At 70.3% G+C, this 14,416-nt stretch carries 14 protein-coding genes; 6 read left to right on the forward strand and 8 right to left on the reverse strand.

Translation table 11 applies throughout. The features are described 5' to 3' along the window. Positions 1-22: 22 nt before the first annotated feature. Together rsrA and G528_RS0100120 are read right to left on the reverse strand one after the other, a co-directional pair. Complete coding sequence (gene rsrA, locus G528_RS0100115) at positions 23-325, reverse strand: mycothiol system anti-sigma-R factor (protein WP_026917188.1); 303 nt, start codon at positions 323-325, stop codon at positions 23-25. After that, positions 322-933, reverse strand: coding sequence for a sigma-70 family RNA polymerase sigma factor (locus G528_RS0100120; protein ID WP_035718500.1), 612 nt, complete (start codon positions 931-933; stop codon positions 322-324). Before G528_RS0100120 ends, rsrA begins: the two co-directional genes overlap by 4 nt. A 197-nt stretch (positions 934-1,130) precedes the next feature. Here G528_RS0100120 and G528_RS15900 point away from each other — a divergent pair, with 197 nt between their 5' ends. Then, on the forward strand, positions 1,131-1,940 hold the full coding sequence (locus tag G528_RS15900) for an SOS response-associated peptidase (protein WP_051198142.1): 810 nt from the start codon (positions 1,131-1,133) through the stop codon (positions 1,938-1,940). Here the strand turns inward: G528_RS15900 and G528_RS0100130 are convergent. Continuing rightward, the gene (locus G528_RS0100130; protein ID WP_425402194.1) at positions 1,931-3,427 is read right to left on the reverse strand and encodes a flavin-containing monooxygenase; all 1,497 of its coding nucleotides are present in this window, start codon (positions 3,425-3,427) and stop codon (positions 1,931-1,933) included. The two genes, G528_RS15900 and G528_RS0100130, sit on opposite strands and share 10 nt — an antisense overlap. Before the next feature lie 102 nt (positions 3,428-3,529). Continuing rightward, entirely contained in the window at positions 3,530-4,915 is a 1,386-nt protein-coding gene (locus G528_RS0100135; RefSeq protein ID WP_051198201.1) for an FAD-binding oxidoreductase, read from the reverse strand. Between the two features lie 80 nt (positions 4,916-4,995). Here G528_RS0100135 and G528_RS0100140 point away from each other — a divergent pair, with 80 nt between their 5' ends. Further along, entirely contained in the window at positions 4,996-5,922 is a 927-nt protein-coding gene (locus G528_RS0100140; RefSeq protein WP_026917192.1) for an NADP-dependent oxidoreductase, read from the forward strand. 27 nt (positions 5,923-5,949) lie between these two features. On the opposite strand, the gene G528_RS15905 is transcribed toward G528_RS0100140, so the two are convergent. Beyond that, the gene (locus tag G528_RS15905; protein ID WP_035718502.1) at positions 5,950-6,132 is read right to left on the reverse strand and encodes a hypothetical protein; all 183 of its coding nucleotides are present in this window, start codon (positions 6,130-6,132) and stop codon (positions 5,950-5,952) included. 133 nt (positions 6,133-6,265) lie between these two features. Between G528_RS15905 and G528_RS0100150 the strand changes: the two genes are divergently transcribed. From G528_RS0100150 to rsgA, 4 genes are all read left to right on the forward strand, one after another. Continuing rightward, on the forward strand, positions 6,266-7,108 hold the full coding sequence (locus tag G528_RS0100150) for an aldo/keto reductase (RefSeq protein WP_026917193.1): 843 nt from the start codon (positions 6,266-6,268) through the stop codon (positions 7,106-7,108). 24 nt (positions 7,109-7,132) lie between these two features. Then, positions 7,133-8,302 carry an aminotransferase class I/II-fold pyridoxal phosphate-dependent enzyme gene (locus G528_RS0100155; RefSeq protein ID WP_026917194.1) on the forward strand — a complete coding sequence of 390 codons (1,170 nt, stop codon included), beginning with the start codon at positions 7,133-7,135 and terminating at the stop codon, positions 8,300-8,302. Between the two features lie 67 nt (positions 8,303-8,369). Next, complete coding sequence (aroA, locus tag G528_RS0100160) at positions 8,370-9,647, forward strand: 3-phosphoshikimate 1-carboxyvinyltransferase (RefSeq protein WP_026917195.1); 1,278 nt, start codon at positions 8,370-8,372, stop codon at positions 9,645-9,647. Next, entirely contained in the window at positions 9,644-10,675 is a 1,032-nt protein-coding gene (rsgA, locus tag G528_RS0100165; protein ID WP_026917196.1) for a ribosome small subunit-dependent GTPase A, read from the forward strand. The genes aroA and rsgA overlap by 4 nt, the downstream gene beginning before the upstream one ends. A 3-nt stretch (positions 10,676-10,678) precedes the next feature. On the opposite strand, the gene G528_RS0100170 is transcribed toward rsgA, so the two are convergent. The 3 genes from G528_RS0100170 to G528_RS0100180 form a co-directional block, all read right to left on the reverse strand. After that, positions 10,679-11,881 (reverse strand): fatty acid desaturase family protein, encoded by a 1,203-nt coding sequence (locus G528_RS0100170; protein ID WP_026917197.1) that lies wholly within the window; start codon positions 11,879-11,881, stop codon positions 10,679-10,681. Positions 11,882-11,889: 8 nt separating this feature from the next. After that, a complete protein-coding gene (locus tag G528_RS0100175; RefSeq protein WP_026917198.1) occupies positions 11,890-13,161 on the reverse strand; it encodes a fatty acid desaturase family protein in 1,272 nt (423 codons plus the stop codon). A 100-nt stretch (positions 13,162-13,261) separates the two neighbouring features. After that, positions 13,262-14,377: a ferredoxin reductase gene (locus G528_RS0100180; RefSeq protein ID WP_026917199.1), complete on the reverse strand. Its 1,116-nt coding sequence runs from the start codon at positions 14,375-14,377 to the stop codon at positions 13,262-13,264. Between the last annotated feature and the right edge of the window lie 39 nt (positions 14,378-14,416).

Below are 14,416 nucleotides of genomic sequence, written 5' to 3' on the forward strand. Positions count from 1 at the left end.
CGTTCCTCGGCCGTGCGGGGGATCACTCGGAGTCGATGCGAATCGTCGTCTGCCGAATGGTCACCGACCGGCGGATCTCCATCCGGAGGCGATCCCGCAACCCCTCCGGCGCATGCTCTCCACCGCACTTCCGGCTGATCAGCTCCTTGAGCTGCCGCTGGATGCCGTAGTGCTCCAGGCACGACGGGCACCCGTTGACGTGCCCCTCGAGCCGCTGCCGGGCACCGTCGTCGCACTCGTTGTCGAGCAGCAGCCAGATGTCGGCGAGCACGGCCGTGCAGTCGAGGTTCTCGAACTCGCTGTCGCCGTTCGGTTCGTTGCTCATTTCGTCACCACGCTCCGTCCGAAGCCGCGTTCGCGTGCGACATCGGCGAGCAGGTCGCGCAGCTGTCGTCGGCCTCGGTGCAGCCTCGACATCACGGTGCCGATGGGGGTCTCCATGATCTCGGCGATCTCCTTGTAGGGAAGTCCCTCCACATCGGCGTAGTAGACGGCCATGCGGAAGTCCTCGGGAAGTTTGCTCAACGCGTCCTTGATCTCGTCGTCCGGCAGCGCTTCGAGGGCTTCGATCTCGGCCGATTTGAGTCCGGTCGACGAATGCTCGGCGGTCGCCGCGAGCTGCCAGTCGGTGATCTCATCGGTCGGATACTGCGCGGGCTGCCGCTGCTTCTTGCGGTACGAGTTGATGTACGTGTTCGTCAGGATGCGATACAGCCACGCCTTGAGGTTCGTCCCCTCGCGGAACGAACGGAACGCCGAGAACGCCTTGATGTAGGTCTCCTGAACCAGGTCTTCGGCGTCCGCGGGATTGCGGGTCATCCGCAGCGCGGCGCCGTACATCTGATCGAGCAGCGGCAGGGCATCACGCTCGAAACGTTCGGTGAGCTGCTCGGACGTCTCAGCGGGCTGGTCGGACTGTGGACTCTCCGGCACGGGGTTCCCTTCATTGGAAATGTGCTCTCTCAAGTCTAGCGATCGCTCGAGTACTGCGGCACTCACGTCGGCATCGCCCTCCTGCGGTGGTCGGTCATCGCTTCGGACAACACGTGCGGGCCCCCGATTGTTCCGCGACCCCGCCGGTCGGTCGGCCCCCGAGTGCGTCCCGGCCGCTCGCGTGCCAGCATGAGGACATGTGCGGACGGTATGCGGTCACCACCGATCCGGCTCGTCTCGCGGCTGAGATCGACGCGGTCGACGAGGTGTCGGACGGTGCCCGAAACGGGGCCCCGGCCGCCGCCGACGGTCTGGTGAGCTACAACGTGGCACCGTCGACGACGGTGATGACGGTGGTCGACCGCCACGATCACGGCCGCCCCGAGGACCCCGCGCGCCGCCGCGTGCGCGCCATGCGATGGGGACTGGTGCCGTCGTGGTCGACGGACGTCGCGAGCGGTCCCCTGCTGTTCAACGCCCGCGCCGAGACCCTCGCGGAGAAGCCCGCATTCCGCCGCTCACTGCCGGGCAAACGCGCACTCATCCCGATGGACGGGTGGTACGAGTGGCGTCCCGGGCCGGCCGGCTCCGACGGCAAGCCGAGCAAGATCCCGTTCTACATGCGCCCCCGCGACGGTTCGCGCCTGTTCATGGGCGCCCTGTGGGCGGCGTGGCGGCCGCCGCGGGCGCGCGCCGCCGGCGACGACAGCGAGTGGTTGTCGAGCACGACGATCATCACCACCGACGCGGTCGGCCCGCTGACGCAGGTGCACCACCGGATGCCGTTGATCATGCCCGTCGAGCACTGGGACCGGTGGCTCGACCCCGACCGACCCGTGGACGCGTCCCTCCTGGCCCCGCCCGACGGCGCCCTGGTCGACGCCATCGAGATCCGGGAGGTCGCCCCGCTGGTGAACCGCGTCGCCAACGACGGACCGGAACTCATCGCCGGCGTCTGTGGGTCGGCGGCGTCTGGGGGCCGGCGGCGTCCGGCGATTTACGAGTAAGCGTAGTCCGAGAGCGGGAATCGCGCCTGCTCGCGGAGCGTGGTGAGGGTGGCGTCGGGCCGCAGCAGGGTGGCCTCCCCGTGCTGGTTGAAGTAGTAGCTGCGCGATCCGCTGCAGTCGCCCGCATAGAACACCGAGGACTGCAGGTTGCGGGTCGCTCGCTGCAGGAAGCGGTCGTTCGCCTCCTCGGTGACCTCGAAGCGGTCGACGCCGCGACGGCGCAGTTCGCCGAACAGCCGCGCGATGTGCTTCATCTGTCCCTCGATGGTCGTGAAGTACGACAGGCCGCTGTACGAGTACGGACTGTTCAACGTCAGGAAGTTCGGGAACCGCGGAACGGTGATGCCCTGGTACGCCTGGAAGCGACCGGCCCGCCACCAGGCGCCGAGGTCACGACCGCCGCGACCGATGATCGTGAACGCCGGGAAGTTCACATCCCACAGGTTGAACCCGGTGGCCAGGACGAGGGTGTCGACGGCGACCCGCGTCCCGTCGGCGGTGACGAGGCCGTCGGGTTCCACGCGGGCGATCGAGCCGGTCTCCAACGCCACGGTCGGACGGTTGAACACGCGGAAGTAGTCGTTGGAGAACGTGGGCCGCTTGCAGCCGAAGTCGTAGTGCGGGGTCAAGGCGGCCCGAGTCCCCGCGTCGCGCACCGACAGGCGCAGATGCGCCTTCGACAGCAGCGCCGCCAGCCGGTTGCCCGGTTTCGCCTGCCGAAAGTGCAGCACCCCGAACACCATGAGCGCTTCGAGCATCGACGTGTTGACCGCGCGCGCCGCCTTCTGGGTGAGCGGCACCCGCTCGAACAGCCGTTGCACGGCCGATGGAATCGGGAAGTCGACCTTCGGCACCACCCAGATCGGGGTCCGCTGGAAGACGGTGAGGGAGCGCGCCGACCGCGCGAGCTCCGGGATCAGCTGCACGGCCGTGGCGCCGGTCCCGATCACGGCGACCCTCCGGCCCGCGAAGTCGTGACCGTCGGGCCAGTCCGTGGTGTGGATGATCTCGCCGGCGAACGAGTCCATCCCCGGAAAGTCCGGGGTGTGCGGTTGGGAGAGGAATCCGGTCGCGGTCACCAGGTAGCGGCAGGTCCGCCGGGCACCGTCGGCCGTGTGCACGGTCCAGTGGCCGCCGTGGTCGTCCCACTCCGCACGCTCCACGGTGACCCCGAACTCCATGCTGCGCCGCAGGTCGTAGGTGTCGGCGATGTGCTCCGCGTACGCCTTGAGCTCGGCTCCGGGGGCGAACAGGCGCGACCAGTGCGGGTTCGGCGCGAACGAGTACGAGTAGGTCACCGAGGCGATGTCGACCGCCAGGCCCGGGTAGTGGTTGACATGCCACGTCCCGCCCAGATCGTCCTCGCGTTCGAGGATCGCGATGGAGTCGACGCCCTGGCGGCGGAATTCGATGCCCGCGCCCATGCCGCCGAATCCGGCGCCGACGATCACCACCTCGTGGTCGAGCCCGTGTCCGTCCGTCATCATCGACCTCCGTCCCGATGACCAGCAGGATGTCTGTGATCTGCATTCACAGTAACGGGTTCGGCGGGCCGCGTCACACGACAGGCCAGTCGTACGAGGAGCCGGTCACGCCAGGACGGCTCCCGGGTTGAACAGGCCGTCGGGGTCCAGGGCCCCTTTGACCGCGCGCATCATCGCGAGATCGACGGCGTCGCGCCCCAACTCGATCCACGCCCGCTTGGCGCGCCCGACACCGTGCTCGGCGCTGATGCTGCCACCGAGCGCGTCGACGAGGCGAAGGACGGCGTCGACGATCTCATCCTGTCTGCCGCGGGGGACGTCGACAATGTTCACGTGGAGGTTGCCGTCGCCCACGTGACCGAACAGGACCGGGGTCGCCGGCCGAGGCGAGTCGGGAAGGTCGGCGGCGAGCCGCTCGACCCCGGCGACGAGGTCGCTCATCGCCGCCGACGGCACCGTCACATCGAGCTTCACCACCGGTGTCTGCGAGACCTCCGCGATCACCTCGGTGTGTCGTTCCCTGACCGCCCACAGTCGGTGCGCGGGGCCCGGCTCCACCGCGGCGTCGAGCACGCGGTCCTGCTCGTCGAGCACCTCGGCCAGCAGATCCGGCGTGCCCGCGCACTCCACCAGCACCGCATAGGGCACGTCCCGCCGCAGCGGGTTGCGCGCACCGGCCCGGCCCACCAGGCCCAGTCCGGTGGCCGTCATGAGTTCCGCGGCGTGCACCGGCGCCCCGGACGCCTCCACGGCGGCGACGACCCGCTGCGCGTCGGCCACGTGATTCACGCCGACCACCGCGACGGCCGTGCGTCGCGCCGGCACCACGAGCCTCACCAGGACGGCGGTGATCACCGCCAGGGTCCCCTCGCTGCCGGCGAGCAGCCCGGGCAGGTCGTAGCCGACGTTGTCCTTCCGCAGCGGCCGCCACCGACGGAAGACGTGCCCCGCGGCCGTCACCGCCTCGATGCCGAGCACCTGCGCCCGCATGCTGCCGTACCGGATCACATGGACGCCGCCCGCATTGGTCGCCACCATCCCGCCGATGGTCGCCGAGTCGCGTGCGGCCAGGTCGACGCCGACCGTCAGACCCGCCTTCCGCGCGGCGGCGCGCACATCGGCCAGGACCGCGCCTGCGCCCACCGGAATGCACCGATCCGCGGTGTCGACCGCGCCGATGCCGGCCATCCGTCGCGTCGACAGGATCACCGACGGCCCGGACACGCTCGGCTGCGCCCCGCCCACCAGCCCGGTGTTGCCGCCCTGCGGCGTCACCGGCACCCGCGCGTCCGCGCAGGCCGCGACGACCGCGGCGGTCTGCGCCGTGTCGGCGGGCCGGACCACCACCGTCGACTCCGGTGACCGCCACCGACCCGTCCAGTCCGTCCGGTACGACTCGGTGGTCGCCGGGTCGGTGAGGACGTGCGCGTCGCCGACGATCCGACGGAGTGCGGTCGGCAACGCCGTCGTCGCGGCGCGGTCGGTTGGCATGATGGCCTCCAGAGGGTTGAACACACGGCGTTGAACTCGGGGAGTTCGACCACACAGGCACGCGAAGGAGCAGTGAGAACGTGGCCACACAGATCATCGCACCGCAGTACGGCGACCCCGTCGAGGTGCTCGAGCCGACGCAGACCGAGATCCCCCGTCCCGGCCCCACCGAGGTGGTGGTGCGGGTCCGCGCGGCGGGCCTCAACCCGTACGACGTGAAGCTGGTGCGCGGCGACATGGGCGCCGACCCCGACCGGCTGCCGCTGCGTCCCGGCGGGGAGGCCGCGGGCGTGGTCGACTCCGCCGGCGCCGACTCCGGCTTCCGGCGCGGCGACGACGTGGTGGTCTACCCGGCGACGGGCGCGTTCGCCGAATACGTGATCGCCGACGGCGAGTCCGTCCATCCGATGCCCCCGGGGCTCGGCTTCCCGGAGGCGGCGTCGCTGCTGCTGGCCGGCGTCACGGCGGTCGACGCCCTCGCCACCCTCGAGATCGACGCCACCGACGTGCTGCTCGTGCACGGCGGAGCGGGCGCGGTCGGGTCGATCGTCGTCGCCGAGGCCGTCGCGGCCGGCGCCACCGTGGTCGCGACCGCGTCGCCTCGCAACCACGCCTACCTCGCCGACCTCGGCGCCACGCCGGTCGCGTACGGTCCGGGCCTCGCGGACGCGGTCCGCGACGCGGTCGGCTCGGCGGTCTTCACCGCCGCCGTCGACACCGTCGGCACCGACGAGGCCGTCGACGTCTCGCTCGCACTGATGCCCGCGCACCGGATCGTGAGCATCGCCGCCTGGTCCCGCGCCGACGACGGGATCGTCCTGCTCTCCGGGGGCGGTGAACGCAGTCGTCACCATCGGCGGGCCGCAGTGGAACCGCTGCTCGCCGACGCCGCCTCGGGTCGAATCCGGGTCGACGTGGTCCGCACCTTCGGGTTCGACGACGCCGGCGACGCATTCACCGAACTCGCCGCCGCCCATCCGCGCGGGAAGTTCGTGTTCGTGCCCTGACGTCCGCCCCGCACCGGAGGTCCGGCGTCACGATCTGCGGAACAGCAGCGTGGCGGCGCCGACCACCGCGAGGCCGATCAGGACGATCCAGAACGCCGCCTTCAGCAGGGGGCCGATGATCGACAGCGCGATCAGGACCGCGATGACGATGAGGACGATCTTCCAGACGTCGGTGCCGCCGGACTTCTTCGGGGTCAACTCTGTGCTCATGACTCCACCGTGGCCCGTCGATCCGCCGCTGTCACCCCCGGGCGGCCGAACCCCGGGGAAAGATCAGGGTGGTCCCCCACCGAATCCCGGTCCGTTCGGAATACCGAACCCGCGCGACCGCGTTGTACCGGGCATGGAGCAGACGACCATTCCCCAGATCACTCTGAACAACGGCGTCACGATCCCGCAGCTCGGCTTCGGGGTCTTCCAGATCCCGCCGGCCGAGACCAAGGACGCGGTGCTGGCCGCGCTGGAGGCGGGATACCGGCACATCGACACGGCGCAGATGTACGGCAACGAACGGGAGGTCGGCGAGGCCGTCCGCGAATCGGGTGTCCCGCGCGAGGACGTGTTCGTCACGAGCAAGCTCAACAACAACGCCCACGATCCCGAGGTCGCCCGCACGGCGACGGCGAGGTCCATCGATGCGCTGGGCATCGGCCCGCTCGACCTGTACCTGATCCACTGGCCGATGCCGGGCGTCGGCGACTACGTGGAGACCTGGCGCGCCATGGAGCGGTTCGCCGAGGACGGGCACGCCCGCGCCGTCGGCGTCTCGAACTTTCAACCCGCCCACCTGGAGCGGCTCTTCGCCGAGACCGACATCGTCCCCGCCGTCAACCAGATCGAGGTGCACCCGTACCTGTCGCAGGTGTCGCTGCGGGAGTTCAACCGGAGCCACGGCATCGCCACCGAGGCGTGGTCGCCGATCGCCCAGGGCGACGTGCTCGACGATGCGGTCCTGGGCTCCGTCGCCGCCGAGACCGACCGGACGGTGGCGCAGGTGACGCTGCGCTGGCATCTGCAGCACGGCAACATCGTGTTCCCGAAATCGGTGACGCCGGCGCGGATCGCCGAGAACGCCGCACTGTTCGACTTCGCCCTCACCGCCGAGCAGATGGCGCGCATCGATGCGCTCAACGTCGATCGTCGACGGGGCCCGCATCCCGACGAGTTCACCATGATCCCCGACTGACCGTCGATCTCCTACGATCGGCGCATGAGGTTCTCCCGCCGCGCCGAGGCAGTCACTCCGTTCTATGCGATGGAGTTCGGCAAACACGCCGCCGCGCTGGAGGCCTCCGGCGTCCACGTGGTGAAGCTCAACATCGGTGAGCCCGACTTCGGCGCCCCGCCCGCCTTCCTCCGTGAGATCCGGCGCATCAGCGACGGACGACCGCTGGCGTACACCGGGGCGCTCGGCCTCGACGAGTTGCGGGCGGCGATCGCCCGGTTCACCGCCCACCGGTTCGGTGCCGACGTCTCGCCCGATCGCGTCGTGGTGACCACGGGCGCCTCCGCGGCGCTGCTGCTGTCGTGCGCGGCGCTCATCGACCCGGGCGACGAGGTGCTGGTGGGCGATCCGTCGTATCCGTGCAATCGGCGGTTCGCCGAGAGCTTCGGAGGCCGGGTGCGCCTCCTGCCGACGACTCCGCAGAGCCGGTTCCAGCTCGACGCCGACACCATCGAGCGCAACTGGAGCGGCGCCACCCGCGGCGTGATGGTCGCGACGCCGTCGAACCCGACCGGCACGTCGATCCCGTACGACGAGTTGGTGCGCCTGTGCGGTACGGTCGCCGACCGCGGCGGGTGGCGGATCGTCGACGAGATCTACCTCGGTCTGGCCGATGACGGTCCGGACGGTCCGCCGCGAAGCATCGCCGCCGACGATCCGGGGGCCGTGGTCGTCGGCAGCTTCTCCAAGTATTTCGGGATGACCGGGTGGCGCCTCGGGTGGGCGATCGTCCCCGAGGCCATGGTTCCGGTGGCCGAACGCCTGGGACAGAACTACTACATCTGTCCGCCGACGCCGTCCCAGGTCGCGGCGCTGACCTGCTTCGAGACCGAGACCCTCGCGGTGGCCGAGGACCGGCGCGCGCAGTTCGCGGCCCGGCGGACGCGCGTCCTCGACGGACTGCAGCGCATCGGCCTCGACGTGCCCGTTCGGCCCGACGGCGCGTTCTACGTGTACGTCGACGTCGGTGAGACGGGGCTGACGGCCACCGAGTTCTGCGAGGTCGCATTGGCGAGGGCGCACGTCGCGCTGACACCGGGTAAGGATTTCGGCGAGGCGGGCGCCGAGCAGTTCGTCCGCCTGAGCTATGCGGCCGCCGAGGACGACCTCGACTCGGCGATCGAACGGCTCGGGGATCTCCTGGCCACGCTCTGAGCGACCCGCCGCGCACCCGCCCGTACGCCATGACCTGCGCCGACCGGCTCATGAGAGACTGGAGGCCATGAGCACCTGGGTTGCGCCGTTCCCCGACCGCCCCGTCGACGCCACCGTCGACCTCCCCGGATCGAAGTCCATCACCAACCGTGCGCTGATTCTCGCCGCGCTCGCCGACGGACCATCGCACCTCACCGGAACGCTCCGCAGCCGGGACACCGACCTCATGATCGACGCCCTGACCGCACTCGGCGCGGGCGTACGCGTCGACCCGACCGATCCGACCGCCGTGACGATCACGCCGGCGCCGCTGCACGGCGGCTCGGTGGACTGCGGGCTGGCGGGCACCGTGATGCGGTTCCTGCCGGCCGTCGCGGCTCTCGCCGACGGCGACGTCGCCTTCGACGGCGACGAGCAGGCGCGCAGCCGGCCGCTGGGCACCGTCCTGGACGCCCTCCGATCGCTCGGCGCCCGCATCGACGGTTCGGGACTCCCGTTCACCGTGCACGGACAGGGTGCGCTCGCCGGCGGCGAGGTCACCATCGACGCCTCGGCGTCCTCGCAGTTCGTGTCGGGGCTCCTGCTCTCCGGGGCACGTTTCGACCGCGGCGTGGACATCGCTCACGTGGGTGCACCCGTGCCGTCGATGCCTCACGTCGACATGACCGTCGCGATGTTGCGCGAGTCCGGCGTCGAGGTGCTGGTCGATGAGGCCTCGCCGCGGTGGACCGTGGCCCCCTCGCGCATCGGTGCGGTCGACCGCGCGATCGAACCCGACCTGTCGAACGCCTCGGCGTTCCTCGCGGCGGCCGTCGCGACCGGCGGCCGCGTGAGCGTCCCGCGGTGGCCGGCCCGGACCACCCAGCCGGGTGCGGCGGTCACCGAGATCCTGGAGCGGCTGGGCGCCGTCGTCGCACACGACGCCGACGGCCTGCTGACGGTGCGCGGACCCGCGCGGATCGCACCGATCGACGTCGACCTGCACGACGTCGGGGAGCTCACCCCGACCGTCGCCGCCCTGTGCGCACTGGCCGACGGCACGTCGGTCCTCCGCGGCATCGCGCACCTGCGGGGCCACGAGACCGACCGGCTCGCCGCGCTGAGCGCCGAGATCGGCAGGATCGGCGGCGACTGCCGGGAGACCGACGACGGGCTGGTGATCGTCGGCGGCGCCGACCTGCACTCCGCGGTGTGGCGCACCTACGCCGACCACCGCATGGCGACCGCCGGATCGATCCTCGGCCTGCGGGTCCGCGATCTGGCGGTGCAGGACGTGCAGACCACCGCGAAGACGCTCCCGGACTTCATCGACATGTGGGAGACGATGGCGGGGTCGGCCGCGTGAGTCGGCGCCGGTCGTACGACGAGTCGGACGTCAGGATCCGGCCCGGACGGGGCAGTCGTCCCCGTACCAAGAATCGACCGGCGCACGAGGACGCCGAGACCGCGACCGTGGTCTCGGTCGACCGCGGCCGGTGGGGCTGCGTGGTCGACGATGCGAACGGCCGGGCCGATCCGGACCGTCGCGTCGTGGCGATGCGGGCCCGCGAACTGGGTCGCACCCCCATCGTGGTCGGCGACCGCGTCGGCGTGGTCGGCGATCTCACGGGGCGGCCCGACACGCTCGCACGGATCGTGCGCGTCCAGGAGCGCAGCACCGTGCTGCGTCGCACCGCGGACGACACCGACCCGTACGAGCGGATCGTCGTCGCGAACGCCGATCAACTGCTCATCGTCACGGCGCTCGCCGACCCGCCGCCCCGCACCGGTTTCGTGGAGCGCGCGTTGGCGGCCGCCTACGCGGGCGGACTATCACCGATCCTGTGCCTCACGAAGTCCGATCTCGCCTCGCCGGAGGAGTTCACCGCCCATTTCGCCGATCTCGACCTGCCGGTGATCACCGCCGGCCGCTCCGATGCCCTCGACGCGCTGCGCGACGTCCTCGACGGTCGTCTCACCGCGCTCGTCGGCCACTCCGGGGTCGGGAAGTCGACGCTGGTGAATCGGCTGGTCCCGGACGCCGACCGTGCGACCGGGGTGGTCTCCGGGGTCGGGAAGGGTCGTCACACATCGACCCAGTCGGTGGCGCTGCCGTTGCCGGATCCGCTGCACGGCTGGGTCGTCGACACCCCCGGCATCCGATCGTTCGGTCTGGCTCACGTGACGCCCGACGAGATCGTCGACGCCTTCGACGATCTGCGGCAGGCCACCGCGGACTGTCCGCGCGGATGCACGCATCTCGGACCGCCGGCCGACCCCGAATGCGCACTCGACGACCTCGCGGGAAGCTCGCATCGACGGGCGCTCGCCGTGCGGGAGCTGTTGGCGTCGGTGACCTCGACCGCGACGGGCGACGACCAGTCCGGAGACTGAGGGTCAGCGGCGGGCGGCACGCCGCCGGGCGCGCAGCTGCGCGAGCGCGGTCTTGAGTCCGCGGGCGCGCGGCATCCCGTCGAACCGCCGCTCCGAAGCCGTCTCCGGCGCATCGTCGGCGGTGGCCCGCAGCATGGAGTCGGGCAGCGCCAGCTTGTTGATCGTGCGCAGGGTGCGCAGGTACTGCATCGTCAGCGAGCCGGTGTTGTACGGCAGATCGTACTTCTCGCACAGTGCACGGACCCGGACCGAGATCTGCGCCATGCGGTTGCTCGGCAGATCCGGGTACAGGTGGTGCTCGATCTGGTAGCAGAGGTTGCCGCTCATGAACGCCATCGCCGGTCCCGCGTCGAAGTTGGCGGTGCCCAGCATCTGGCGCAGATACCACTGACCGCGCGTCTCGTCCTCGAGCGTCGCCGGGGTGAACTTCTCGGCGCCGTCGGGGAAGTGACCGCAGAAGATCACCACGTACGCCCACAGGTTGCGGATCAGGTTCGCCGTCAGGTTCGCCGTGATCGTGTGGCGGGCGTTCGGTCCCGTCAGCACCGGGAACAGGACGTAGTCCTTTCCGACCTGCCGCAGGATCTTCCGTGCGAAGAGCGTGATCTGGGGTTTGGCCTCGGCGTACGGTCGGCGACCGGCGACGACCTCCTTGAGTTCGAGGTCGTGCAGGCCGATGCCCCACTCGAAGGTCGCGGCGAGCATGAGGTTGAACAGCGGTTGGAACGCGCGGCGCGGCTCCCACGGCTCGTCTCGGGTGACCCGCAGGATCCGGTACCCGACGTCGTGGTCCATCCCGACGACGTTCGTGTACTTGTGGTGGATGTAGTTGTGGGAGTGCTTCCAGTGCGGGGACGCGCACACCATGTCCCACTCCCACGTCGTGGAGTGCACTTCGGGGTCGTTCATCCAATCCCACTGGCCGTGCATCACGTTGTGGCCGAGTTCCATGTTCTCGATGATCTTGGCCGCCGCGAGGGCCGCCGTCCCGAGGAGCCACAGCGGGCGGCGGTGACTGCCGATCAGGGCTGCGCGGCCGAGGACCTCCAGACCGCGCTGGGCGTAGATCGTGCGGCGGAGATACCGGCGGTCACGCTCGCCGAGGTCGGATTCGATCTCGCGGCGAAGCGTGTCGAGTTCGGCACCCAGGGCCTCGACGTCGGCGTCGGTCAGGTGCGCATACTCGTTGATATCTGAGATCGCCATTGGTCACATTATGCACTGATCGGGAGACGCCGTCGCCTCCGCCGGTCCCGCAGCCCGACGAGCGCGGTCTGCAGGCCGCGCCGCCGACCCGTGACCGGGTCGACGGCGGCCGCCGGCCGGTGCTGCGGGCCGTGGGCGAAGCGACGTTCGGACGCCGTTTCGGGCGCATCGTCGGAGGTCGCCGTCAGATACCGGTTCGGCAGCGAGAGCTTGGCGATGGTCCGCCACGACTTCGCGTACTGCACGGGCAGCGATCCCGTGGTGTACGGCAGGTCGTACTTCGCGCACAGCGCCCGCACGCGGACCGCGATCTCCGGGAGACGATTGCTGGGCAGGTCCGGGAAGATGTGGTGTTCGATCTGGTACGACAGGTTGCCGCTCATGAAGCCGAGCACCGGTCCGGACCGGAAGTTGGCGCTGCCCAGCATCTGGCGCAGGTACCACTGCCCCTTGGTCTCGGCGTCGATGTCCTGTTTCGTGAACTTCTCGGCCCCGTCGGGGAAGTGTCCGCAGAAGATCACGGCGTTCGACCACACGTTGCGGATCACGTTCGCCAGCAGGTTGGCGGTGGCCGCCTTGCGCGCCGCGCGCGGCGACCGGGTCGCCGCGCCGACGACGGCCGGGTACACGAGGTAGTCCTTACCGGCCTGCCTGCCGATCTTGGTGCCGACGTCGCGCAGGTCCTCGCGGAATCGGGCCTTCTCCTCCGGCGTGTGCCTGCGGCGGCCCAATTCGAGGTGCTGGGCGGCCACACCGTATTGGAATCCCAGGGCGAGCACCGTGTTGTAGACGATGTTGCCGAGGTTGAAGGGCTTCCACCGCTGGTCGCGCGTGACGCGCAGGAGACCGTAACCGACGTCGTCGTCCATCCCCAGGACGTTGGTGTACTTGTGGTGGATGAAGTTGTGCGTGTGCTTCCAGTGGGCGCTCGGCCCGGTGTTGTCCCACTCCCAGGTGGTGGAGTGCACTTCGGGATCGTTCATCCAGTCCCACTGACCGTGCATCACGTTGTGACCGAGTTCCATGTTCTCGACGATCTTCGCGACCCCCAGGGATGCCGCCCCGGCCCACCACAGGCTGCGGCGGCGCGCACCGAAGGTCAGCGCGCGGCCGGTGATCTCCAGCGTCCGCTGGAAAGCGATCGTGTTCCGGATGTAGCGGGCGTCCCGCTCGCCGCGGTCGGCCTCGACGTCGATGCGGATCTGGTCGAGCTCGGCCGCCAGTTCCTCGATGTCCTGCTCCGTCAGGTGGGCGTACTCGGGGATGTCAGAGATCGCCATCGGCCACTCACTCCTCTACCTACGATGTCGTAACTTACGCAATCGTAGGTTACGGATTCGTAGGTTGTCCACCGGGCGGCGAGAGTCAGCCCTCACACCGTCACACGTCGAGCGTGCAGTCGCCCGCCGCAGCGCTCACGCACGTCTGGATGCGCTCCCCCTCGACATGCTCGACACCCGACCGCAGGTCGCGCACACACCCCTTGTCGAGCATCACCACGCAGCTCTGGCAGATGCCCATCCGACACCCGAACGGCATGAGGACACCGGCCCGCTCCCCGGCCTCGAGCAGCGTCGTGGCGCCGTCGACTTCGACCTGCCGGTCCGGGGTCCCGAACGTCACGACGCCGCCCTCGGCGCCGACCGCCCCCCGCTCGAGTGCGAACCGTTCGATGTGCAGCCGCTCCGCGGCGCCGACCTCGTCGAACTGCTCGGTCAACATCTCCAGGAGACCGGCCGGTCCGCACGCCCACGTGTCGCGGTCCGCGAAGTCGGGGCACAGCTTCCGCAGGCTCGCCGGGGTGAGCTTGCCGTCGGTCCGCGTGCACTGCACGTGCAGGTCGATGAGTCCCTCGTCGGCCATCGCGGTCAGTTCGTCGCCGAACAGCAGATCCTGCGGCGTCGGCGTCGAGTGGATCACGCGGACATCGGCACGGCCGCCGCGCCGACGCATGCTCCGCAGCATCGAGATGATCGGCGTGAGACCGCTGCCCGCCGTGACCAGCAGCAGCCTGGCCGGCAGCGGGTCCGGGAGCACGAACTCGCCGGCCGGCGCCGCCAGCCGCACGACGGTGCCGGGCGCGAGCCCGCTGACGAGGTGACTCGACAGGAAGCCCTCGGGCATCGCCTTGACGGTCACGGCCACCGTCCGCTCGCTGGACGACACCGCGGGCACGGAGGTCAGCGAGTAGGAGCGCCACGTCCAGCGCCCGTCCATCAAGACGCCGATGCCGATGTACTGGCCCGACTGGTAGTCGAACGAGAACCCCCAGCCCGGACGGATCACGATCGTCGCGGCGTCGTCGGTCTCCCTGGTCACCGAGACCACCCGGCCGCGCAGCTCCCGCGCCGACCACAGCGGATTCGCGAGATGCAGATAGTCGTCGGGAAGCAGGGGCGTGGTCACGCGTGCCACCGCTGCCCGCACCCACTTCGCACGGCGCCCGCGCGTCGCGATCTGCGCCACCGGCGCCTCGAAACGTTCACGCCACGCCATGACGACCTCCTCTGCGGTCCGGACGACCTCCGGACGAAC

This window comes from Gordonia shandongensis DSM 45094 (assembly GCF_000423025.1).
GTDB lineage: Bacteria > Actinomycetota > Actinomycetes > Mycobacteriales > Mycobacteriaceae > Gordonia > Gordonia shandongensis.